The organism is Nonomuraea sp. NPDC047897 (assembly GCF_043204415.1).
Lineage (GTDB): Bacteria > Actinomycetota > Actinomycetes > Streptosporangiales > Streptosporangiaceae > Nonomuraea.
Map to the genome: position 1 here is coordinate 17,376 of NZ_JBIDCC010000028.1, position 22,111 is coordinate 39,486.

The window sequence follows — 22,111 nt, forward strand, 5'->3', positions numbered from 1 at the left end:
GGCCCGGCCCCGCGGCCGCTGACATGCTCTTGGTGCTCGCCCATGACCCGAGCCCCGGAAGAGCGGCGCGGCTCCTTCCGGGGCCCGGCTCGCACCGCCCGGACGGCCCGGCGGCCGCGTCAGAGCCAGCGCGGCGGCCGCGTCAGAGCCAGCCGGAGTCGCTGGCGATGCGCACGGCGTCGACGCGGTTGCGCGCCCCGGTCTTGCACATGATGCGCGACAGATGGTTGCGCACGGTGCCGACCGACAGGAAGAGCTGGTCGGCGATCTCCGCCGACCGGGCGCCGCCGGCCGCGATGCGCAGCACGTCGAGCTCGCGCCGCGTCAGCGGGTTGGCCGCCGCCTGCAGCGCGGCGACCGCCAGCTCCGGGTCCACGGCACGGCGGCCGGCGGCGACCCGGCGCAGGCCGTCGGCGAGCTGCTCCGGCGCCACGTCGAGGCTCATGAAGCCGAGCGCGTGCGCCGCCAGCGCCCGGCGCACCTGCCCGGGGCTGGGCTGCGCCGACAGCACCAGCGCCCGGCAGCCCGGCGCCTGCTCGCGCAGCCGTGCCACGGCCGGCACGCCGTCGGCGCCGGGCAGGTCGAGATCGACGACCGCGGTGTCGGCGCCGTACGCCAGGGCCGCGGGGACGAGGTCGTCGGCGTGCCCCACCTCGGCCACGACGCGCAGGTCGGGCTCCGCGCCGAGGGAGGCCACGAGACCCCGCCGGACGAGCGGCAGGTGCTCGGCGACCAGGATCCGGATCAAGTCGCTCCCTTCCGTCATGCCCCAGGGTGATCGTATGATCGCGTACTGTCAACGCAGTCTGTCGATTCCGCAAAGCGGGCGCAAGCCGTTCAGGAGGGGAGAGTTCGACTAGTCTTGAGGGCTGTCGGGAGCTTTTCCGCCTACCTGGAGCACGCCTACATGGACTGGCTGTACGCCGCGGGGATCGGCATCTTCTTCGTCGGGTTGATGGCCTCCATCGCGCTGCACGAGCTGGGTCACCTGGTGCCGGCCAAGCGCTTCGGCATCCGCGTGCCGCAGTACATGGTGGGTTTCGGCCCCACCGCCTGGTCCTTCCGCCGCGGCGAGACCGAGTACGGCATCAAGTGGATCCCGCTCGGCGGCTACATCCGCATGATCGGCATGCTCCCGCCGCGCCCGGGCGACGACCCGACGCGGCTGCGCGGCTCCTCGACCGGTCCGTTCCAGGGGCTCATCGACTCCGCCCGGCAGGCCGCGCTCGAAGAGGTGCGGCCGGGCGACGAGGACCGCGTCTTCTACCGCAAGAAGTGGTGGCAGAAGGTCATCGTCATGTCCGGCGGCCCGCTGATGAACTTCGTGCTGGCCTTCGTGTTCTTCTCGATCCTGCTGGTCGGCATCGGCCTGCCCACGGTGGCCCCGGTCGTCTCCCCGCAGACCGAGACCTGCCTCATCCCCGCCGCGGAGCGGCGCACCGAGTGCCGGCCCGGCGACCAGCCGACCCCGGCGGCGAAGGCCGGCCTGAAGCCGGGCGACCGGATCGTCTCGTTCGACGGCCGGCAGATCACCTCCTGGGCGGCTGCCCAGCGGCTGGTCCGCTCGCACGGCGCCGGCGAGGTGTCGCTGGGCGTCGTCCGCGCCGGCAAGCCGATGACGCTGCAGGTCACGCTCATCGCGAAGGACATGCCCAGCCTCGACGACCCGAAGAAGATCGACAAGAACGTCGGTTTCCTCGGCGTCAGGCCGACGGAGGTCATGCAGAAGCAGAACATGGGCGAGGTCGTCGGCTACATGGGCGAGCTGACCGGCCGGGTCGCCATGTCGCTGGTCCGGCTGCCGGAGAAGATGGTCGGCGTGTGGAACGCCGCCTTCTCGGGCGCCGAACGCGACCCCGAGGGGCCGGTGGGCGTGGTGGGCGCGGGCCGGATGGGCGGCGAGATCCTCGCCTCCGACCTGTCGCCCGAGCAGAAGATCGCAATTTTCATCAACCTGCTGGCCGGCTTCAATCTGGCCATCGGCATGTTCAACCTCATCCCCCTGCTCCCGCTCGACGGCGGCCACATCGCCGGCGGTCTCTGGGAGGGGCTCAAGCGGGGCTACGCCAAGGTGATGCGCCGTCCCGAGCCCGCCCACGTCGACATCGCCAAGGTGCTGCCCGTGACGTACGCGCTGGCCATCGTGATGATCATCATGGCGGGGCTGCTGCTGTACGCCGACCTGTTCAACCCGCTGCGGCTCACCGGCTGACAGCCGGTCGCCCGCGTAGGGTCGCGTCCATGGACGACCCACTCGACCGGTTGCGCGGACTCTGCCTGGCCCTGCCCGAGACCACCGAACGGCTCAGCCACGGCGAGCCGACCTGGTTCGTCCGGGACAAGAAGGTGTTCGTCACCTTCGCCGACCACCACCACGACGACCGGCTGGCCTTCTGGTGCGCGGCCCCGGCCGGGGTCCAGGAGGCACTGGTGGCGGAGGATCCGGCCCGCTTCTTCCGCCCGCCGTACGTGGGACACCGCGGCTGGCTGGGTGTCCACCTGGACGGAGAGGCGGACTGGGCCGAGATCGCGGAGATCGTCAAGGACGCCTACCGCGTCGTCGCTCCCGCGTCCCTGGTCGCCCGCATGCCCTGACCGGCCGGGCCGGGAGGACGGCGCCGTCCGTGTCGGCCGGGGACCCCGGATGGCGAGCCCCCGCAGGACGGCGAGGAAGCCTACGCCCACCTGCCCGGCCCCTGGTACGCCTGGTGGCAGGACAGCGGAGGGCCGTCAACAGCGTGTCACTCAGCCGGTACGCGGTCCCCGGGGGTGGCGGTGCCCGGGCCATCCGGGTGTTGCAGGGTGACGGTCACTTCGAGCCCGCCTTCTGGCCGGGGCCGGCCCTCCAACGTGCCGTGATGGGCCTCGACGATGGCCTGCGCGATCGACAGGCCCAGGCCCAGCCCGTCACCGCCGGTCTTCCTGCCGGATTCGAGGCGCTGGAACGGCTGCATGAGCAGATGCACCCGGTCAGGCAGGATCACGGGACCGCTGTTGGAGATCCGGAGAGTGGAGCGGCCCGCACGGACGGCCGTCTCCACCGCGATCCATCCGTCGGGCACGTTGTAGCGCGAGGCGTTGTCCAGCAGGTTCGTGACCAGACGCTCGATCAGGGTGCGGTCACCCGAGGCGGGCGCCGGACGAAGGGCGGACTCGACGCGCAGTCCCGAGTTCCCGTACTGATCAAGGGCCCACCCGGTGATCGACGCCAGGTCGAGGGGCTGCCGCTGGTCCAGACCCTGCTGACTGCGGGCCAGGACGAGCAGAGCTTCGATGAGACGTTCCTGGTGCTTGCTCGCGGCGACCACGCGTTCCAGTACGGTCCGCAGTGCCGCAGCGTCGGCCTGCGGGTCGGCGAGCGCGACCTCGGCCATGGCGCGCTGCAGCGTCAGCGGAGTACGCAGCTCGTGGGAGGCGTTGGCGACGAACCGCCGCTGCGCGGTGAAGGCCTTCTCCAGCCGGTCCAGCAGCGCGTCGAAGGTGTCGGCCAAGCCCTTCAGCTCGTCGTCCGGCCCGGAGGCGGCCAGCCGCCGGTCGAGCCGGTCGGCCGTGATGCGCCGGACGGTGGCGGTCATCTCACCCAGCGGTCGGAGCACGCGCCCGGCCGTGAACCAGCCGAGCAGCATCGCCACGAACGCCATGACAGCCAGCGCGATCAGGGAGTTGACCAGCAATCTGCGCAGGTTGTCCTTCTGCTCCACGCGGAGTGACGGGACCGGCTGGTCGAGCCCGCCCGGTGCCACGGGCGCGGAAGGCGGTCCGGGGAAGGGCGAGTACAGGACCAGGAGGTAGATGAGCGCCACCAACGCCGCCCCGGCCATCAGGAAGAGGCCGCCGTAGAGCAGGGACAGGCGTAGCCGGACGGTCCGCCTCATATCCGGTATCCGGCCTGGGGGACGGTCTCGATCAGCGGCGGGTCGCCGAGCTTGCGACGCAACCGGCTGATCGTCACCTTCACGGTGTGGGTGAACGGATCGGCGAACTCGTCCCAGCCACGCTCCAGCAGGTCCTCAGCGGAGACCACCGCACCCTGGGCGGCCAGCAGCAACTCCAGCACGGCGAACTCCTTGGGGCTCAGCGGCAGCCGGCGCCCGTCGCGGGTGACGATCCGGGTGGCCGGATCGAGCCGCAGATCGCCGTGGACGAACACGGGAGGCAGGGCGCGGTGAGCCCGCCTGGCCAGTGCCCGGATCCGGGCGACCAGCTCAGCGAAGGCGAACGGCTTGGAAAGGTAGTCGTCGGCACCGACGCCGAGCCCGGTCACCCTGTCGTCGATCGTCCCCGCGGCGGTGAGCATCAGCACCCGCGCCGGGCAGCCGGTGCCGGCCAGCGACTTGCACACCTCGTCACCGTGCAGCCCGGGAAGGTCTCGATCCAGCACCACCACGTCGTAGTGGTTGGCCGAGGCGCGGGCGAGCGCGTCCCGGCCGTCCAGCACCACATCGACGGCCATGCCTTCGCGGCGCAACCCGGCGGCGACCGTCAGGGCGAGCTCCTCGTGGTCCTCCACCACCAACACCCTCATGATCCCCAGCATGCCCGCGCACGCGTTACAGCGGGGTAACCGTCGCCGTTGCCTCCCTGTAACCGGTTCCCGGCTTTTCTGGGGGCACCGACGGAATCGACTGAAGGGAAACGTCAATGTTCGGCTCGACGATCAGAAGGGTGGTCCTGGCCGCCGCCGTCGTCCTCGCCGCAGGTGCGGTCTGGACGGTCAGCCCGGACACGGGCCCTGCCGGGGATGGCAGGGAGTTCACCGCCTGCATGCGCTCGCAGGGTCTGCCCGGCTTTCCCGAGGTCGCGGTCTCCTCGGACGGGCTGGTCAACTTCGACATCAAGGGTGAGCGGGTCGACGTCCTGTCCCAGAGGTACGGGGCGGCGGTCAAGGCGTGTGAATCGCTGTTGCCCGCCGGTACCCGGCTGCCGGGCGCGCCGGCCGCGCCGGCCGCACCGTCCGCCCCACCGTCCCCCTCCTGACAGGCGCAGGCCGCCGACCGCCGGCCACGGCACAGACTCGCTCGCGGGATGCTTCGGGTCAGTACATCGAGATGTGGACGTGGTCGAAGTGGTTCTCGGTGATGCTGCCCCGGTTCCCCATGGGGCTCCAGCCAGAGCCGTGGTTGATGCGCTGCTTCCAGATCACGTACTTGACCCCGAGCTTCGCCTTGTTCGCCACGGCCCACGCGGCGACGCGGTCGCCCAGCACCTGGTTGGCGGTCGACGGCATGCTGCCGCCCGAGCTCATCATGAAGTCGCAGGCCCGGCCCAGCGGGTGCTCACCGCTCGAACCCGAGCGGTAGCACCCGACCGTGAACGGCAGCGCGAAGTTCCGCTTGATCAGCTCGCGCATCGCGCGCGTGCGGGGAGTGATGTTGTCCGCTCCGGAGGGCAGCTGCGGCGCCCAGGTGCCGTCCGGGCGGCGGCCGGTGCTGACGGGGACGAGGTCCTCGAGCTTGTCCTCGATGTCGCCGATGACGTCCTCGGCCTCTTCGCGCTGCCCGGCCACGGTCACCTGATCGGCACGGATCTTGGCGGCGAGGGCGCCGGCCTCGTCGGCGGCCTTCTTCTTCTCGTCCCGGACGGCGGCGAACCCGTCGACCACCGCCTGCTGCTCGGCCAGGAGCTGCTCCAGCACCGCGGCGCCCGCCCCGTTGATCGGCAGCATGAACGTCGGCAGCGACTGGGGGCCGCTCTGGTAGCGCAGCTGTGCGATCTCGGTGACCTTCTTCTCGGCCTCGGCCAGGGCCTTCTCGGCGGCGGCGAGCCGCTTCCCGGCAGTCTTGGCGGCCTGCTGGGCCTTGGCCAGCTCGACCCGCTTGAGGTTGTACGTCTCGATGAGTCCGTCGACCTTGGTGTTGAGTTGCTTCAGCTCCGAGCGGAGCTTGGTCTCATCGGGCTTGGGCTTGGCCAGCGCGGGCGCCGCCGGGCTGGTGGCCACGACGGCGGCGACGGTGAGACCGATGGCAAGACGCGCGGGGGACGCAGCCGCCACGTAGGAATCCTCTCCCTCTTGCCGACCGGGTTAGCTGACGGGTTCGGGAGGGAGTAGCGTTCCCCTACCACAGGCGTGGATTCACCCCAGGTGCTTGGGTCCCCGGCTCACGGGCGACGCGCCCGAGATTAGGCTTTGGCGCACCGGCCGTTACGGCCGGTGCGAAAGGGACATTAACAGTAAATCCAAGGTCATGCGAGCCTAAGAAGAAACCTGTTAGTGATCTACCTGTGATCGAATCATGCGTGCCGCCTCTTCCGGCAGCACGTCGTTGACGAAGGCGCCCATCGCCGACTCCGAACCGGCCAGATACTTCAGCTTGCCGGGCGCACGCCTGATGCTGAACAGCTCCAGGTGGAGATAGCCCAGGTCACGCCCCTCACGCACCGGCGCCTGGTGCCAGGCCGCGATGTACGGCATGACGACGCCGAACAGGCCGTCGAACGCCCGCAGCACCGAGGTGTAGAGCGGGGCGAACGCGGCCCGCTCAGCCCCGGTCAGCGCGGCCAGGTCGGGCACCTGCCGGTGCGGGTAGAGATGCACCTCGAACGGCCAGCGCGCCGCGGCGGGCACGAAGGCCGTCCACAGTTCGTTGGCGGCCACCACCCGCGGTCCCCCGCGCTCGGCCGCCAGCACGTCGGCGAACAGGCTCCGGCCCTCGTGCGCGGCGGCGTAGCGGGCGGCCGCGCCGAGATGGAGCCTGGTCCGCGGCGTCACATAGGGATAGGCGTAGATCTGCCCGTGCGGGTGGGTCAGCGTGATGCCGATCTCCTCACCGCGGTTCTCGAAGCAGAAGACCTGCTCCACGCCGTCGATCGCGGACAGCTCCGCCGTACGGTCGGCCCAGGCCTCCATCACCAGCTCGACCTGGTCGTCGGTCAGGTGCGAGAACGACGAGGAGTGGTCGGAGGTGAAGCACATCACCTCGCACCGACCCACGCCCGGACGCACGTCACTCAGCCCTCCGGCGGCGCCGTAGGCGCCGAGGTCGCCGGAGAAGGAGGGGAAGCGGTTCTCGAACACCACCACGTCGTAGTCGTGCGCCGGAATCTCGGACTGGCGCGTGTCGGTGGACGGGCACAGCGGGCACTCGTCGGCCGGCGGCATGAACGTCCGGGTCTGCCGGTGCCCCGCGATCGCGATCCACTCCTCGGTCAGCGGGTCGTGGCGCAGCTCCGAGGCGACCGGCCGGGGATCGAGCGGCCGGCGGTCGATCGCGCCGCGGTCGGCGTCGTCGCGGCGGTCGAAGTAGATGAGCTCACGGCCGTCGGCCAGGTGGGTGATGGTGCGCTTCACGGCGACCCCTCTGCGATGATCAGTTCGCCGGCTCGCTCGGCCAGCTCCATGCGTGCGTCCTCGGGCAGCCCCGCGTCGCTGACGACCACGTCCGCCTCGGTGAGTTCGGCGATCGTGCTGATGCCGACGGTGTTCCATTTCGTGTGGTCGGCCGGGACCACCAGCCGCCGCGCCGCGGCCACCAGTTCCCTGTCGGTCTCCGACTCCAGCAGGTTGGGCGTGGTGAACCCGGCCCGCACGCTCATCCCGTGCACGCCGAGGAACAGGGTGTCCACGTGCAGCCGCCGGATCGCGGCGACCGCGACGGGGCCCACCAGCGCGTCGGACGGGGTGCGCACGCCGCCGGTGAGCACCACCGTGCGATCGGCGCGCGGGTTGCGGTGGAAGACGTCGGCCACGGGCACGGAGTTGGTGATCACCGTCAGCTCGGGCACACCCACCAGGTGCTGGGCGAGCGCCCACGTGGTGGTGCCCGCCGAGAGCGCCACTGCGGTGCCCGGCTCGACGAGCCGGGCGGCGCGCCGCGCGATCGCCTCCTTCTCGGGCTGCTGCCGGGCGGACTTGGCGGTGAAGCCGGGCTCCTCCGTGGACCCGGGGCCGAGGGCCGTGGCTCCGCCGTGCACCTTGGCGAGCAGACCTCGCTCGGCCAGGACTTCGAGATCGCGGCGGATGGTCATGTCGGAGACCCCGAGCTCCCGCACGAGGTCGGCCACGCGAACGCCGCCGTTGCTGCGGACGCGCTCGAGGATCGTCTGCTGCCGCTGCTGTGCCAGCACGCCCTCGCTCCTCCCAACAGATTCCACCAAATTATGACATGAAGATGTTGGGGAATGTTAGATATGGGGTGTCGCTTGTGTCACGGCCGGAGACGAGAGACGTTGGAAAGACGCACCCGACCGGCGAGGAGATGCCATGGCAAGGCGCGCGCGCAAGGGCAGGGCCCGCAAGAAGAAGAAGGCCAACCACGGCAAGCGCCCCACGGCGCGCTGATCGCGTACGCGCCCGCGGCGGCCACCTCCCGTCCACCGCGGGCGCGCCGTCGCGCCCTTCGGCAGGTCAGGTGGGAAGCCCGGCGAGCGCGTCGTCGATACGCGCCTGCGGCAGCGCGAAGTCCTCCATCGCGCCCAACAGGTAGCGGTCATAGGCGGCCAGGTCGAAGTGGCCATGACCGCACAGCGCGGTCAGGATCACCTTCGGCTCGCCCGTCTCCTTGCAGCGCAGGGCCTCGGCGATGGTCTCGGCCAGCGCGTGCGTCGGCTCGGGCGCGGGCAGGATGCCCTCCGTGCGGGCGAACCGCACGCCCGCCTCGAAGCACTCGGACTGCGACTTGCTGACCGCCTCGAACATGCCCAGCTCGTACATGTGCGACAGCAGCGGCGACATGCCGTGGTAGCGCAGGCCGCCCGCGTGGATCGGGTCGGGCACGAAGTCGTGGCCCAGCGTGTGCATCTTCAGCAGCGGCGTGAACCCCGCGGTGTCGCCGAAATCGTAGGCGTAGACGCCCCTGGTGAACGTCGGGCAGGCCGCAGGCTCGACCGCGCGGATCACCGGGTCGATCCGCCCCGCCAGCTTCTCGCGCAGGAAGGGGAAGACCAGGCCGCCGAAGTTGGAGCCGCCGCCAGTGCACCCGATGATCACATCGGGCATCTCCTCCAACTGCCCGAGCGCCTCCTCTCCGATCACCGTCTGGTGCAGCAGCACGTGGTTGAGCACCGAGCCGAGCGCGTAGCGCACGTCCGCGCCCCCCGCGGCCACCTCGACCGCCTCACTGATGGCGATGCCGAGGCTGCCGGTCGAGCCGGGGTCGTCGGCCAGCACCTTGCCGCCCGCCCGGGTCACCGACGAGGGGCTGGCGTGCACCGTGGCGCCGTAGACGTGCATGAGCGAGCGCCGGTAGGGCTTCTGGTCGTAGGAGGCCCGGACCATCCAGACCTCGCATTCCAGGCCGAACTGCGAGCACGCGAAGGCCAGCGCGCTGCCCCACTGCCCGGCGCCGGTCTCGGTGGTCAGCTTGCGCACCCCCGCGCGGGCGTTGTAATAGGCCTGCGGGACGGCGGTGTTGGGTTTGTGCGACCCGGCGGGGGAGCCGCCCTCGTACTTGTAGTAGATCCGGGCGGGCGTGTCGAGCGCCCGCTCCAGCCGGCGGGCCCGCAGCAGCGGCGTCGGCCGCCACATCCGGTAGACGTCGAGCACCTCCTGCGGGACGGCGACGAACCGCTCGGTGCTCACCTCCTGCTCGATGAGCTCCATCGGAAACAGCGGTGCGAGGTCGTCGGGGCCCACGGGCTGCCGCGTGCCGGGATGCAGTGGCGGCGGAGGCGCGGCGGGCAGGTCGGGGACGATGTTGTACCAGTGGCTGGGAAGCGTCATCGCACCAGTCTGCGCCGGAGATTGGCGCGTTCCAAGCGAGTGGCCGTCAACCACTCACCTGGAGCGCCGGGTGGCCGGGCCGGTCGGCGCGGACCACGATGTCGGCCACCCGTCGGGGGCGCGCCTCGCGCTCGTAGCGGGCGTAGGCGGGCAGCCGCCACCGCTCGTCCTCGCCGGTCCCGCGCGCCAGTGCCGCCTCCGACAGCCACAGGTGGACGCTCACCTCGAACGGCAGCCCCCTGCCCAGCAACAGCGTTCCGTCCAGCAGCAGCACCCCGCCCTCCGGCAACTCCTGGTGCGGCAGCCGGTAGGCCCGGTCGGCCACGCTGTCCCACAACGCCGGCAGCACCCGGCCCGAGCCGCCGGGCCCGAGCGGGTCCAGAACCTCCCTGCGCAGGCCGCCGACGTCGAGCCAGTCGTCGTAGAACACGTCGGGGTCGGTCCGGCCGTGCTCCAGCCGCAGCGAGGCCGGCCGCAGAAAGTCGGCGGCGGACACCCGCACGACGGGGCGGCCGCGCAGCTTCAACGGCGCCACCAGCTCGTCGGCCAGCCACCCTGGCCGGCTGGGCGGCGCGCCGTCGACGGCGACCCGCACCCATCCCGTACGCGGCCGAGCGTCGATCCGCTCAGCCACCTCCCGCACCAGCAACGCTGGTGAGATCGGTCGTACGCGCATCGCCCCGAGTCTACTGCGCGCTCCCCGGCGACCTGCCGCGGTGCTTGCACACGATGTCACGAAGACCGCTGAGACGTACCGTCAGACGACGGAGTCCCCCTTCGCTGCGTCCGCTGCCGGCGAGCCCGCGTTCTTCCCGAAGAGCAGAGTACAGAGCAGGGCCGTGAGCATGAAGCCGGTCGCCGCAGGGACGCCAGGAAGAGGTGGAGCGAGGGACTCGCATCAGACATCCAGGGGTCATAATCCGGCTGGATGAAGACGACCGCCAGCATGGCGAAGGGCGCCACAAATATCCGCGGCCACATCCCCGTGCGGACGCACACACCTTCCACCTGATCATCCCGTCTGCCGTCGACCCGCCCGAAGGGGAAACGGGCCAGGGCCACGGGGCAAGGCGGAGCCCCCGACCGGAGGAACGACCTGGCCAGGTGGCCCTCGGCTGCTCGGCTTGCCTCGGGTCGATGGTGGGGAGAGATGATCAGGTTTCCATCTCAGGCACCCCCCGGCCCTGGCGGACGGCATGGTGTCATGTTGGAGCCGGAGCGCCCCCGCCGGAGGCGTTCCTGCGAACCCTGATCTATGGATACTTGTGCCATGGCGTCCTCGGAGATTCCTCGCACCATCAAGGCCGTCAATACGGCCGAGCTCATTCATCTTGATGACGAGGCGAGGGTGTGCGACCTCAATCGTCAGCACGGGGCCGGATGGCTGGCCGAGCATGCTGATCCGGGAGCGACTCACTACTTGTGGCCGGCGTTGGTTCATCGCCTGCACCATCGGCCGGAGCTCTCGCCGCATTGGCGCTGCATGCTGCTGCTGGCTCTGCGGGACGGTCAGCAAGTTTTCTCGCTGCTGGATGTCCTGCCGACCACTTTTGATCGGCTGCCTGAGAGCTTGGACCGCGCGACGAAGACCCGGATCGCGGAAAGGCTGCTGGGGCCGATACAGAACGTAGCCGAATGGTCCGAGCGTAACGCGTGAGGCGTAGCCCGATGCTGTGTGTATGAACTCGGTGCTCCACGGACTTCTGCGGCGCGCGTCCGCGTGCGGTGTTCAGCGCGGTACGGGACGCGTCCGGCCGGCCGCTGGGGAGATGGTGCTTCCGGCCGACCGTCACGAGCTGGAGGACGCCTACCCGGTCCGGTAGGGCACGACGACGACCTCTCCGTACGCATCTCGACCAGTACACCGAACCGGGGACTGGGGTTACGTCTTCGTCGGCCCCAAGGGCGGCCTGCGGCGCTCGACCTTCCGGGCGCATCTGGCCGAAGGTGCAGGCCGATGTGGGTCTTCCGAACGTCCACTTCCATGACCTCCGGCACGCGGGAACACCCTTGCCACCGCCACGGGCGCGAGCCTGCGCGAGTAGATGACCCGCATGGGCCACTCCTCGTCTCGGGCGGCCCTGAGGCGGCCCTGATCTACCAGCACGCCTCACAGGAACGCGACCACGCGATTGCGCGGGCGCTCGGCCAGGCGCTGATGAGCGCGGAGCGGCAGCGCGAGAGTATGGGATCGGGCACGTAGCGGGCACGCAAGATCGAGCAACTCAACCGGAGTTCGCGAAAGGCCAGGTCCCCTACCTCGGGTGACCTGGCCTTTCGTCATGAGAGCGGACGACGGGAATCGAACCCGCGTAGCTAGTTTGGAAGACTAGGGCTCTACCATTGAGCTACGTCCGCACGAACTGGTCGAAGTCTGGTCTAGACTTCATCCGGTCGTCAGGGCGTAAGCGTACCGGAGTTGCGGAGCGCGTGCGCACCCGGCGAGGCGGGGCGTGGCGCAGCTTGGCAGCGCGCTTGCTTTGGGAGCAAGAAGTCGCAGGTTCAAATCCTGTCGCCCCGACCAGCCAGGGGGCCGCGTCCGATCCGGGCACGGCCCCTCTGCTCTTTCGTACGGCTCCGCGCTGCGAGGGACGGCCGCCGTGGCGGGCCCGAACTTCTTCTCGGAGGTGAAGGGCGGCCGAACGCCGAGCCAGGTCCTCCACCGCGGCGGTGACACGGTTTCGGCTCCGGCGTCGACACGGCGACCCTCCTCCTGGCGAGCTGTGAGGTGTGTCTGAGGTCGCCGTCACTCCGGTCGCGGGTCCCAGTCCTCTCGCCCCGGCTGACCGGGCTCATGGGGCGGTGCCGGGCAAGCAAAGAGGCCACCCCCTGCGAGTCGGGGAGTGGCCGTCGTTCCGCCGGGGCTCCGGCGTTGTCAGGGGCCGGCGTGGAACAGGGCCCAGACGGCCTTGCCGCCGCTGTCCAGCGGGTCCCAGCCCCAGCGCTGGCTGTACGTCTCCACGATGTAAAGGCCGCGCCCGTTCTCGGAGACGAAGTCCGGCTCTTTCGGGGTCGGCATCTCGTCGCTCGGGTCGGCCACGGCCAGCAGCACGTGCGGGGAGACTCGCATCAGCAGGAGTTCGATGCCTCGCCGGTGGCCGGCGTACATCGCGTACCGGACCGCGTTCGTCACCAATTCGGAGACCACCAGTGCGGCGTCGTCGCTCAGCTCGGTCAGGCCCCAGCCGGCCAGCGTCGAACGGGTGACGTCCCGTGCCGTCTTGACCGAGTCGGCCTGGAAGGGCAGGGGATAGGAGGTGGTGTACGGCTGGTCAGCCGTCAGCAGGTGGTCGAAGCCCACCTCGCGGGTGATCTGCAGGCAGTCGGCAGTGGCCAAGGGGTCCTCCACCATCCCGCCGATACCTCCCGCAGCCGTCGATTTGGTGCATGTATGGCCAAAATGCACTAGTCCATCATGGGACACGACTCCACGCCGCTGCAAGACCCAAATGCACGTGCACCTGCAATGTGCAGTCGCATGATCGGTTACGGGCCGGGGTATCCGTTTCGGACACGTGGTTGAGACCTTGTCATACACGTCGGTGTGGTGTCACTGTGTGTGCGGACCGCGATAGGAGGAAGAGTGACGCAGAACCAGCCGGGTTCCGGCCCTACGGCGCTGCGCATTCTCCTGGGCTCCCAACTGCGCCGGCTCAGGGAGGCGAAGGGCGTCACCCGCGAGGAGGCGGGCCACCTCATCAGAGGGTCGGAGTCCAAGATCAGCCGGATGGAGCTCGGCCGCGTCGGCTTCAAGGAGCGCGACGTCTCCGACCTCCTCACGCTCTACGGAGTCGTCGACGAGCAGGCGCGCGAGGCCGTCATCGCCCTGGTGGGCAAGGCCAACGAACCCGGCTGGTGGCACCGGTTCAACGACGTGCTGCCGACGTGGTTCCAGGCGTACGTCGGCCTGGAGGAGGCCGCGGCGCGCATCAGGACGTACGAGGTCCAGTTCGTCCCGGGCCTGCTGCAGACGAAGGAGTACGCCCGCGCGGTCGTCACCGCCGGCTCGGCCGGAATCTCCTCCGACGAGATCGCCCGCCGGGTCGATCTGCGCCTGGAGCGCCAGCGTGTCCTCGACCGGCCTGACGGCCCGTTCTTCTGGGCGGTCATCGACGAGGCGGCGCTGCGGCGGCCCATCGGCGGCGCCGAGGTCATGCGCGCCCAGTTGGAGCACCTGGCCGACCTCATGCGCCAGCCCAACATCACCATCCAGATCATGCCGTTCAGCTTCGGCGGGCACAGCGCCGAGGGCGGCGCCTTCAGCATCCTGCGCTTCCCCGACCGCGAGTTGCCGGACGTGGTGTACGTCGAGCAGCTGGCCAGCGCACTGTATCTGGACAAGCGTGAGGATGTGGATAAATACACGGTGGTGATGGAACGGCTGTGCGCCGTGAGCACCACCCCGGACGAGACGGTCCAGCTGCTGCGTACCATCGCCGACGAGTTCTGAGCGTCGTGGCGTCGCTGTCGGGTACGCATCTGCCCTAGACTGGCCATCGGCGCTCGGATCCCGCCGCGGCGGAGCATGCCTCAGCGCCTCATGTGGGCGCGGCGCGTGAGCCGTACCGAATGGACGCGCCCGCGATCACTCGAAGCTTGATCAAGGAGACCACCCCGTGAAGACCGCTGTCGAGGAGCTCAGCCCGACTCGGGTGAAGCTCACTGTCGAGGTGCCGTTCGACGAGCTGCGCCCGAGCATGGATGCGGCGTACAAGAAGGTCGCGCAGCAGGTGCGCGTCCCCGGGTTCCGCCCTGGCAAGGTCCCGGCCCGCATCATCGAGCAGCGCTTCGGCCGGGCGGTGGTGCTGGAGGAGACCCTCAACGACGCGGTGCCCAAGCTCTACGGCCAGGCCGTCGACGAGGTCGACGTGTTCCCGGTCAGCCAGCCGGACATCGAGGTCACCAAGATCGACGACGGCGAGCAGATCGAGTTCACGGCCGAGGTCGACATCCGACCCAACTTCGACGTCCCCGACTACCAGGGCGTCGAGATCACCGTCGATTCCGCCGAGGTCTCCGAGGCCGACGTCGACAAGCAGCTCGACGCGCTTCGCCAGCGCTTCGCCACGCTGACGGGCGTCGAGCGCCCGGCCGCCGACGGCGACTTCGTCGTGATGGACCTGCGCGCCGAGATCGACGGCAAGAACATCGAGGAGCAGCAGGCCAACGAGGTCTCCTACGAGGTGGGCGCCGGCTCCGTGCTCCAGGGCCTCGACGACGCCCTGCGTGGCATGTCCGCGGGCGAGGAGAAGAGCTTCGGCACCGAGCTCGTCGGCGGCGAGAACGCCGGTGAGCAGGCCGACGTGATCATCAACGTCAAGTCGGTCAAGGAGAAGGTCCTGCCCGAGCTCGACGACGAGTTCGCGCAGCTCGCCAGCGAGTTCGACACGCTGGAGGAGCTCAAGGCCAGCATCCGCGAGACGTCCCGCCGCAACAAGCTGATCGACCAGGTCGTCCAGGCCCGTGACAAGGCCCTCGACACGCTTCTCGAGAAGATCGACATCCCGATCCCCGAGAGCGCGCTCAAGGCCGAGGTCGACGCCCGCAAGCACAACCTTGAGCACCAGGTGGCCGAGAGCGGTCTGAGCCGCGACGCCTTCTTCCGCCTCTACCAGACGACGGAGGAGGAGCGCTTCGCCGAGTTCGAGGCCAGCTCCGTCAAGGCCATCAAGGTCGGCTTCGTCCTCGACAAGATCGTCAAGGCCGAGGAGCTGGGCGTCTCGGAGCAGGAGCTGACCAACTTCGTCGTCCGCCGCGCCATGGAGATGGGCGTCCAGCCCAACCAGCTGGCCCAGCACCTGGCCGACAACGACCAGTTGACGCTCGCCATGGTCGAGATCGTGCGTGACAAGGCCAAGTCCGTGCTCGGCGACGCCGCCAAGGTCGTCGACAGCGAGGGCAACGAGGTCGACCTCAAGGCCATCTACGCCGAGATCAACGGCGAGGAGGTCGTCGAGGAGCCGGCCGAGGAGTCCGGCGACAAGCCCGCCGAGGACAAGCCCGAGGCCTGACCGGCCTGAGCGAAACCCCCGATCCACTATGGATTGGGGGTTTTGTCCATTTCCGGGCCTCCGCTGTGGTCCATCCCGCTCGACGTCTCGATTCGGGCCCTGCTCATCTTCCTGGCCGCCTGGGTGGTGCTGGTGACGCTCTGAGCCCAGGGGCACCCTGCCTCGCTGCTGCGCCGGCTTGGGGTGGGGAGACGCGGGAGGCGGTGCAGCAGGAGGCGAGCGCCTGTGAGGCCCTCCTGGAGGCCCCGCCGGCCCGGCTGGACGAGCTTTCCTCCGGCGGGGAGGCCGACGACCGCATGGCGGACGTCTTCCGGCAGCTCCTGCACCTGCGCCTGGACCGCGTCAGGACGCTCCTGGACGACCAGGGGTCCGACGACGCGCCCGACGACGCCGACCCCGAGTCACGCCCACGGAGCCCCTGTGCAGGCAGCTCGTCCGGGTTCAGCGCGACAAGCTGCGCCGGCCCCACCACCAGGCGCCATCGGGGCCGACACGATGCGCAGGCTGGAGCACGAGCTCGACGTGGAGGAGCGCCGTAGGGCCGCGGGCGAGGCCTGACCCCCACCTGCGCCGAAAGCGAACAGTCTGCGGACCGGGCATGACCTGTGGGCGGCGCGCGTTAAGGTCACAAGCAAAGCCAATCGATTACGACGCATCGGAAGGTGACGCTGTGACCAGCCCGCCGACCTTCTATCAGCCTGAGTCGCGAGGCCGTGAGAACGGCTCGTCCTTCCGGCTTGAGGACCAGCTCTACCAGCGCCTGCTGCGTGAGCGCATCATCGTGCTCGGGCAGGAGGTCAACGACGAGATCGCCAACCGCATCTGCGCGGAGCTGCTGCTCCTCGCGGCCGACGACCCCGACCGCGACATCACGCTCTACATCAACTCGCCCGGTGGTTCGGTGAGCGCCGGCATGGCGATCTACGACATGATGGAATACGTCCCCAACGACGTCTCCACGGTCGTGATGGGCATGGCGGCCTCGATGGGGCAGTTCCTGCTCACCGCGGGCACCAAGGGCAAGCGCTACGGCCTGCCGCACGCGCGGGTCATGATGCACCAGCCCTCGGGCGGCATCGGCGGCACCGCCGCCGACATCGCCATCCAGGCCGAGCAGATGCTCTACGTGAAGAAGACCTTGGCCGAGCGGATCGCCTTCCACACCGGGCAGCCGCTCGAGCAGATCGAGGCCGACTCCGACCGTGACCGCTGGTTCACGGCCGACGAGGCCAAGGACTACGGCTTCATCGACCACGTCGTGCGCAGCGCGCGGCAGGTGCCCTCGCAGGGCCCCGTCTCCTAGGGGGAGCTGAAGTGAACATCGAAAGCCGCTACGTTCTCCCCTCCTTCGTCGAGCGCACGTCCTACGGCGTGAAGGAGATGAACCCGTACAACAAGCTCTTCGAGGACCGCATCATCTTCCTCGGAGTGCAGATCGACGACGCGTCGGCCAACGACGTCATGGCCCAGTTGCTGACGCTGGAGTCGCTCGACCCCGACCGTGACATCAGCATCTACATCAACTCGCCGGGTGGCTCCTTCACGGCCATGACGGCGATCTACGACACGATGCAGTTCGTCCGGCCGGAGATCCAGACCGTCTGCCTCGGCCAGGCCGCCTCCGCGGCGGCCGTGCTGCTGGCCGGCGGCACCCCGGGCAAGCGGTTCGCGCTCCCCAACGCCCGGGTCCTGATCCACCAGCCCTCCACCGAGGGTGGCGGCCAGGGGAGCGACATCGAGATCCAGGCCCGCGAGATCCTTCGCATGCGCACGCTCCTCGAGGAGATCGTGGCGAAGCACTCTGGCAAGTCCGCCGCTGAGGTCCGCAAGGACATCGAACGCGACAAAATTCTCAACGCGGACGAGGCGAAGGCGTATGGTCTGATCGACGACATCATCCCGTCGCGGAAGAAGCGTGCTCAGGCGGTTGCTTCCTGACGAGATGTGACGCACCGGAGCGCTGCCCCAGAGGGCACGTTCCGGTGCGACTCGCCGCCAGGGGGCTCACTGAGGGCCCAGAAGACGGTAACGTCGAAACCTGAGCGGTTCGGACCGGGTCCGGAGGACACGGATCGCGGCAGCAGGGCGGTCCCACGCAAAGGAGTATCTGGGGTGGCACGCATCGGCGACGGGGGAGACCTGCTGAAATGCTCTTTCTGCGGGAAGAGTCAGAAGCAAGTCAAGAAGCTCATTGCCGGTCCAGGCGTCTACATCTGTGATGAGTGCATCGATCTCTGCAACGAGATCATCGAGGAGGAGCTCTCCGAGTCCTCCGAGCTCAAGTGGGACAACCTGCCCAAGCCGAGGGAGATCTACGAGTTCCTCGACGCCTACGTCATCGGTCAGGACAAGGCGAAGAAGGCGCTCTCGGTGGCGGTCTACAACCACTACAAGCGGGTGCAGTCCGGCGACCGGGGCAGAGACGACGGCCTTGAGCTGGCCAAGAGCAACATCCTGCTGCTGGGCCCGACCGGCTCGGGCAAGACGCTGCTCGCGCAGACGCTGGCGAAGATGCTCAACGTGCCCTTCGCCATCGCCGACGCCACCGCCCTCACCGAGGCCGGCTACGTCGGCGAGGACGTCGAGAACATCCTGCTCAAGCTGATCCAGGCCGCCGACTACGACGTCAAGAAGGCCGAGACCGGCATCATCTACATCGACGAGGTCGACAAGATCGCCCGCAAGAGCGAAAACCCGTCGATCACCCGCGACGTCTCCGGCGAAGGCGTCCAGCAGGCACTGCTGAAGATCCTGGAAGGCACGACCGCGAGCGTCCCCCCGCAGGGCGGCCGTAAGCACCCGCACCAGGAGTTCATCCAGATCGACACCACCAACGTGCTGTTCATCTGCGGCGGCGCGTTCGCCGGCCTGGAGAAGATCATCGAGTCCAGGGTCGGCAAGAAGGGCATCGGCTTCAACGCCATCATCCGGTCCAAGGAGGAGGTCGACACCGTCGACATCTTCTCCGACGTGATGCCCGAGGACCTGCTGAAGTTCGGCATGATCCCCGAGTTCGTCGGCCGGCTCCCGGTCATCACCTCGGTGCACAACCTCGACCGCGAGGCGCTCGTCCAGATCCTCACCGAGCCGCGCAACGCGCTGGTCAAGCAGTACCGCAAGCTGCTGGAGCTCGACGGCGTGGAGCTGGAGTTCACCGACGACGCACTCGAGGCCATCGCCGACCAGGCCATTTTGCGCGGCACCGGCGCGCGCGGCCTGCGCGCCATTCTGGAGGAGGTGCTCCAGTCCGTCATGTACGAGGTGCCCTCCCGCAAGGACGTCGCCCGGGTCGTCATCACCCGCGAGTCGGTGCTGGAGCACGCCATCCCCACCCTCGTGCCGCGCGACCAGCTCGCCGTCAAGCAGCAGCGCACGCCGCGCGAGAAGTCGGCCTGACCCCTAGCTGCTCCCGGCGCGGCTCCGCGCCCGCAAGGGCCCGAGCCCGCGAAGCAGACGCCCCACGGTGACGATCGTGGGGCGTTCCGCTTGTCGGCGTCCCTAGAATTGGTCACTGTGACAACGCCAGAGCTGCCTACCCAGTACACCCCGGCCGACGTCGAGACCCGGAGCTACGAGCGATGGGACTCCGCCGGCTACTTCCACGCCGACGCCGGCAGCTCGCGCGCGCCGTTCAGCATCGTCCTCCCCCCGCCGAACGTGACAGGCGTCCTGCACATCGGCCACGCCCTCGACCACTCCATCCAGGACGCGCTCACCCGCCGCGCCCGCATGCAGGGCCGCGAGACTCTCTGGCTGCCCGGCATGGACCACGCCGGCATCGCCACCCAGAACGTCGTGGAGCGCGAGCTCGCCAAGCAGGGCCTGTCCCGCCACGACCTGGGCCGTGAGGCGTTCGTCCAGCGCGTGTGGGAATGGAAGGAGGAGTCGGGTGGCAAGATCCTCGGCCAGATGCGCAAGCTCGGCGACGGCGTCGACTGGCAGCGCGAGCGCTTCACCATGGACGAAGGGCTGTCCCGGGCGGTCCACACCATCTTCAAGCGGCTTTTCGACGACGGGCTCATCTACCGCGCCGAGCGCATCATCAACTGGTGCCCCCGCTGTCTGACCGCGCTGTCCGACATCGAGGTCGAGCACAGCGAGGACGAGGGCGAGCTCGTCTCGATCCGCTACTCCGACGAGATCGTGGTCGCGACCACCCGCGCCGAGACCATGCTCGGCGACACGGCCGTCGCCGTCCACCCCTCCGACGAGCGTTACGCCCACCTGATCGGCACCCTCGTGGAGGTGCCGCTCACCGGGCGCATGATTCCCGTGGTCGCCGACGAGCATGTCGATCCGGCGTTCGGCACCGGTGCGGTCAAGGTCACCCCCGCCCACGATCCCAACGACTTCGAGATCGGCCGGCGGCACTCCCTGCCGTCGCTGACGGTCATGGACGAGCGTGGCGTCATCACCGCGCACGGGCCGTTCCAGGGGCTCGACCGTTTCGAGGCGCGGCCCGCCGTGATCGCCGCGCTCCGCGCCGAGGGCCTCATCGTGGCCGAGAAGCGCCCCTATCTGCACTCGGTCGGTCACTGCTCCCGGTGCAAGACCGTGGTCGAGCCGCGGCTTTCGCTGCAGTGGTTCGTCAACGTGGCTCCGCTGGCCAAGGCCGCGGGCGACGCCGTCCGTGACGGGCGCACCCGCATCCACCCGCCGGAGCTGGCCAAGCGCTACTTCGACTGGGTCGACGACATGCACGACTGGTGCATCTCGCGGCAGCTGTGGTGGGGCCACCGCATCCCCGTCTGGTACGGGCCGGGCGGCGAGGTCGTCTGTGTCGGGCCCGACGAGACGCCTCCTGCCGGCTACGCGCAGGACCCCGACGTCCTCGACACCTGGTTCTCCTCGGGGCTGTGGCCGTTCTCCACACTGGGCTGGCCGGAGCCGACGCCGGAGCTGGCGCGGTTCTATCCGACTTCGGTGCTGGTGACCGGCTACGACATCCTGTTCTTCTGGGTGGCCCGGATGATGATGTTCGGGCTGTACGCGATGGACGGTGAGCCGCCGTTCCGCGTCGTCGCCTTGCACGGCATGGTCCGCGACCAGTTCGGCAAGAAGATGTCCAAGTCGTTCGGCAACGTGGTCGACCCGCTCGACTGGATCGAGCGCTACGGCGCCGACGCGACCCGCTTCACCCTGCTGCGCGGCGCCAACCCCGGTGCCGACGTGGCGGTCAGCGAGGAGTGGGCCGCCGGGTCGCGCAATTTCTGCAACAAGATCTGGAACGCCACCCGCTTCGCGCTGATGAACGGCGCGACGGTCGGCTCGCTCGACGGGCTCGAGTTGACGGCGGCGGACCGGTGGATCCTGTCCCGGTTGCAGAGCGTCATCTCCGCGGCAGACGCGGCTCTGGAGGAGTTCGAGTTCGCCAAGGCGTCCGACCTGCTCTACCACTTTGCCTGGGACGAGGTGTGCGACTGGTACCTCGAGCTGGCCAAGATCCAACTGGGGGAGGGCCTGGAGCACACCCGGCTGGTCCTCGGTCACGTGCTGGACGCCCTGCTACGGCTGTTGCACCCGCTGGTGCCGTTCGTCACGGAGGAGCTGTGGCGGGCCGTCACGGGCCGGGAGTCGATCGTCGTGGCGGCCTGGCCGGTGCCTGACGCGCGCCATGTCGACCCCGCTGCCGAGGCGGAGATCGCGGCCCTGCAGGAGCTGGTGACGGAGGTTCGCAGGTTCCGGTCGGATCAGGGGCTCAAGCCCGGCCAGAAGGTCGCGGCGAGGCTCGCCCTGGCCGGCACCACGCTGGCCGGGCACGAGGGGGCGGTGCGTTCCCTGCTTCGCCTGACGGAGCCTACGGAGGCGTTCTCCGCGACGGCGCGGTTGGTCGTGGGCGGGGTGACCGTCGAGATCGACACGGCGGGCGCCATCGACGTGGCCGCCGAGCGCAAGCGGCTGGAGAAGGACCTGGCGGCCGCGCGCAAGGAGGCCGCTCAGGTGGCCGCCAAGCTGGGCAACGAGCAGTTCATGGCGAAGGCGCCGGCGGATGTGGTCACCAAGGTGAGGGCCCGGGCCGACCAGGCGGCGGCCGACATCGAGCGGCTCGAAGCGCAGGTGGCCGCTCTCGGCGTTTGAGCCGCCCCGTACAGGGAATGCTCATTCGTTACCGAAGACGGACTGCGGACCCCGCGGGGGCTGCTACAGTTTTCCACGCGGGGCCGGTTGGCCCTCGACTCCCACAGACAGATCCGATCTTCGGAGCTCGTCCACCTGCACAAGTGGACAAGGACCAAATGTTCGGGTAAGTTCGTGGAGTTGCCTCAAAGCGAGGCAGGTCCGGAATAGCCCGGGATCGGGTGATTTGACAAGAGTCGCCCCGATCTGCTAAAATGGACGACATGAAATGTGCGCCTTCCTGAGGTTCTGGGGAGTACGCGTCCGTTTCTTGAGAACTCAACAGTGTGTTAAAAGCCAGTGCATGATGCACAACCCCGTCATT

General features: G+C 69.3%; 20 protein-coding genes, 2 tRNA genes and 1 riboswitch. Of the genes, 12 read left to right on the top strand and 10 right to left on the bottom strand.

Going from position 1 to position 22,111, the window contains the following annotated elements; all coding sequences use genetic code 11:
- Positions 1-142 precede the first annotated feature (142 nt).
- Entirely contained in the window at positions 143-748 is a 606-nt protein-coding gene (locus ACGF0J_RS37250) for a LuxR C-terminal-related transcriptional regulator (RefSeq protein WP_393153875.1), read from the bottom strand.
- Between the two features lie 114 nt (positions 749-862).
- Here ACGF0J_RS37250 and ACGF0J_RS37255 point away from each other — a divergent pair, with 114 nt between their 5' ends.
- Positions 863-2,212, top strand: a complete 1,350-nt coding sequence (locus tag ACGF0J_RS37255) for a M50 family metallopeptidase (RefSeq protein WP_393153877.1) — start codon at positions 863-865, stop codon at positions 2,210-2,212.
- A 29-nt stretch (positions 2,213-2,241) separates the two neighbouring features.
- Positions 2,242-2,595 carry an MmcQ/YjbR family DNA-binding protein gene (locus tag ACGF0J_RS37260; RefSeq protein ID WP_393153879.1) on the top strand — a complete coding sequence of 118 codons (354 nt, stop codon included), beginning with the start codon at positions 2,242-2,244 and terminating at the stop codon, positions 2,593-2,595.
- Between the two features lie 146 nt (positions 2,596-2,741).
- Here ACGF0J_RS37260 and ACGF0J_RS37265 read toward each other — a convergent pair whose 3' ends face one another.
- Positions 2,742-3,875, bottom strand: coding sequence for an ATP-binding protein (locus ACGF0J_RS37265; RefSeq protein ID WP_393153881.1), 1,134 nt, complete (start codon positions 3,873-3,875; stop codon positions 2,742-2,744).
- Entirely contained in the window at positions 3,872-4,525 is a 654-nt protein-coding gene (locus ACGF0J_RS37270; RefSeq protein ID WP_393153883.1) for a response regulator transcription factor, read from the bottom strand. Before ACGF0J_RS37270 ends, ACGF0J_RS37265 begins: the two co-directional genes overlap by 4 nt.
- A gap of 116 nt (positions 4,526-4,641) precedes the next feature.
- Here ACGF0J_RS37270 and ACGF0J_RS37275 point away from each other — a divergent pair, with 116 nt between their 5' ends.
- Entirely contained in the window at positions 4,642-4,977 is a 336-nt protein-coding gene (locus tag ACGF0J_RS37275) for a hypothetical protein (RefSeq protein ID WP_393153885.1), read from the top strand.
- Positions 4,978-5,035: 58 nt separating this feature from the next.
- Here ACGF0J_RS37275 and ACGF0J_RS37280 read toward each other — a convergent pair whose 3' ends face one another.
- The 3 genes from ACGF0J_RS37280 to ACGF0J_RS37290 form a co-directional block, all read right to left on the bottom strand.
- A complete protein-coding gene (locus ACGF0J_RS37280) occupies positions 5,036-5,992 on the bottom strand; it encodes a hypothetical protein (RefSeq protein WP_393153887.1) in 957 nt (318 codons plus the stop codon).
- Positions 5,993-5,996: 4 nt separating this feature from the next.
- Positions 5,997-6,137: riboswitch (cyclic di-AMP (ydaO/yuaA leader) on the bottom strand.
- A gap of 71 nt (positions 6,138-6,208) precedes the next feature.
- Positions 6,209-7,288 (bottom strand): galactose-1-phosphate uridylyltransferase, encoded by a 1,080-nt coding sequence (gene galT, locus ACGF0J_RS37285; protein WP_393153889.1) that lies wholly within the window; start codon positions 7,286-7,288, stop codon positions 6,209-6,211.
- Entirely contained in the window at positions 7,285-8,064 is a 780-nt protein-coding gene (locus tag ACGF0J_RS37290) for a DeoR/GlpR family DNA-binding transcription regulator (RefSeq protein WP_393153891.1), read from the bottom strand. Before ACGF0J_RS37290 ends, galT begins: the two co-directional genes overlap by 4 nt.
- 136 nt (positions 8,065-8,200) lie before the next feature.
- On the opposite strand from ACGF0J_RS37290, the gene ACGF0J_RS37295 reads away from it, so the two are divergent.
- Positions 8,201-8,278 carry a 50S ribosomal protein bL37 gene (locus ACGF0J_RS37295; RefSeq protein ID WP_372513659.1) on the top strand — a complete coding sequence of 26 codons (78 nt, stop codon included), beginning with the start codon at positions 8,201-8,203 and terminating at the stop codon, positions 8,276-8,278.
- Between the two features lie 66 nt (positions 8,279-8,344).
- Here ACGF0J_RS37295 and ACGF0J_RS37300 read toward each other — a convergent pair whose 3' ends face one another.
- Together ACGF0J_RS37300 and ACGF0J_RS37305 are read right to left on the bottom strand one after the other, a co-directional pair.
- On the bottom strand, positions 8,345-9,658 hold the full coding sequence (locus ACGF0J_RS37300) for a TrpB-like pyridoxal phosphate-dependent enzyme (RefSeq protein ID WP_393153893.1): 1,314 nt from the start codon (positions 9,656-9,658) through the stop codon (positions 8,345-8,347).
- Positions 9,659-9,704: 46 nt separating this feature from the next.
- On the bottom strand, positions 9,705-10,334 hold the full coding sequence (locus ACGF0J_RS37305) for a uridine kinase (protein WP_393153895.1): 630 nt from the start codon (positions 10,332-10,334) through the stop codon (positions 9,705-9,707).
- Positions 10,335-10,928: 594 nt separating this feature from the next.
- Between ACGF0J_RS37305 and ACGF0J_RS37310 the strand changes: the two genes are divergently transcribed.
- On the top strand, positions 10,929-11,315 hold the full coding sequence (locus ACGF0J_RS37310; RefSeq protein WP_393153897.1) for a hypothetical protein: 387 nt from the start codon (positions 10,929-10,931) through the stop codon (positions 11,313-11,315).
- 630 nt (positions 11,316-11,945) lie between these two features.
- Here ACGF0J_RS37310 and ACGF0J_RS37315 read toward each other — a convergent pair.
- Positions 11,946-12,016 (bottom strand) — tRNA-Gly (locus tag ACGF0J_RS37315).
- Between the two features lie 89 nt (positions 12,017-12,105).
- On the opposite strand from ACGF0J_RS37315, the gene ACGF0J_RS37320 reads away from it, so the two are divergent.
- A tRNA-Pro gene (locus ACGF0J_RS37320) sits at positions 12,106-12,182 on the top strand.
- A 351-nt stretch (positions 12,183-12,533) separates the two neighbouring features.
- Here the strand turns inward: ACGF0J_RS37320 and ACGF0J_RS37325 are convergent.
- Entirely contained in the window at positions 12,534-12,995 is a 462-nt protein-coding gene (locus ACGF0J_RS37325; RefSeq protein WP_393153899.1) for an ATP-binding protein, read from the bottom strand.
- A gap of 246 nt (positions 12,996-13,241) precedes the next feature.
- Between ACGF0J_RS37325 and ACGF0J_RS37330 the strand changes: the two genes are divergently transcribed.
- The 6 genes from ACGF0J_RS37330 (at position 13,242) to ACGF0J_RS37355 (ending at position 21,747) form a co-directional block, all read left to right on the top strand.
- Positions 13,242-14,108 (top strand): helix-turn-helix domain-containing protein, encoded by an 867-nt coding sequence (locus ACGF0J_RS37330; RefSeq protein WP_393153901.1) that lies wholly within the window; start codon positions 13,242-13,244, stop codon positions 14,106-14,108.
- A gap of 166 nt (positions 14,109-14,274) precedes the next feature.
- Positions 14,275-15,669, top strand: a complete 1,395-nt coding sequence (gene tig, locus ACGF0J_RS37335) for a trigger factor (protein ID WP_393153903.1) — start codon at positions 14,275-14,277, stop codon at positions 15,667-15,669.
- A gap of 670 nt (positions 15,670-16,339) precedes the next feature.
- On the top strand, positions 16,340-16,972 hold the full coding sequence (locus ACGF0J_RS37340; RefSeq protein WP_101787333.1) for a ClpP family protease: 633 nt from the start codon (positions 16,340-16,342) through the stop codon (positions 16,970-16,972).
- A gap of 11 nt (positions 16,973-16,983) precedes the next feature.
- On the top strand, positions 16,984-17,607 hold the full coding sequence (locus tag ACGF0J_RS37345) for an ATP-dependent Clp protease proteolytic subunit (protein ID WP_101787334.1): 624 nt from the start codon (positions 16,984-16,986) through the stop codon (positions 17,605-17,607).
- Positions 17,608-17,781: 174 nt separating this feature from the next.
- Positions 17,782-19,065, top strand: coding sequence for an ATP-dependent Clp protease ATP-binding subunit ClpX (gene clpX / locus ACGF0J_RS37350; protein WP_185087248.1), 1,284 nt, complete (start codon positions 17,782-17,784; stop codon positions 19,063-19,065).
- A 108-nt stretch (positions 19,066-19,173) separates the two neighbouring features.
- Complete coding sequence (locus tag ACGF0J_RS37355; RefSeq protein ID WP_393153905.1) at positions 19,174-21,747, top strand: valine--tRNA ligase; 2,574 nt, start codon at positions 19,174-19,176, stop codon at positions 21,745-21,747.
- Positions 21,748-22,111 lie beyond the last annotated feature (364 nt).

Bases quoted from the DNA above. Each gene is read 5' to 3' on its own strand.
- ACGF0J_RS37260 (WP_393153879.1), top strand. From the start codon at position 2,242: ATGGACGACCCACTCGACCGGTTGCGCGGACTCTGCCTGGCCCTGCCC.
- ACGF0J_RS37265 (WP_393153881.1), bottom strand. From the start codon at position 3,875: ATGAGGCGGACCGTCCGGCTACGCCTGTCCCTGCTCTACGGCGGCCTC.
- ACGF0J_RS37270 (WP_393153883.1), bottom strand. From the start codon at position 4,525: ATGAGGGTGTTGGTGGTGGAGGACCACGAGGAGCTCGCCCTGACGGTC.
- ACGF0J_RS37275 (WP_393153885.1), top strand. From the start codon at position 4,642: ATGTTCGGCTCGACGATCAGAAGGGTGGTCCTGGCCGCCGCCGTCGTC.
- ACGF0J_RS37295 (WP_372513659.1), top strand. From the start codon at position 8,201: ATGGCAAGGCGCGCGCGCAAGGGCAGGGCCCGCAAGAAGAAGAAGGCC.
- ACGF0J_RS37300 (WP_393153893.1), bottom strand. From the start codon at position 9,658: ATGACGCTTCCCAGCCACTGGTACAACATCGTCCCCGACCTGCCCGCC.
- ACGF0J_RS37305 (WP_393153895.1), bottom strand. From the start codon at position 10,334: ATGCGCGTACGACCGATCTCACCAGCGTTGCTGGTGCGGGAGGTGGCT.
- ACGF0J_RS37310 (WP_393153897.1), top strand. From the start codon at position 10,929: ATGGCGTCCTCGGAGATTCCTCGCACCATCAAGGCCGTCAATACGGCC.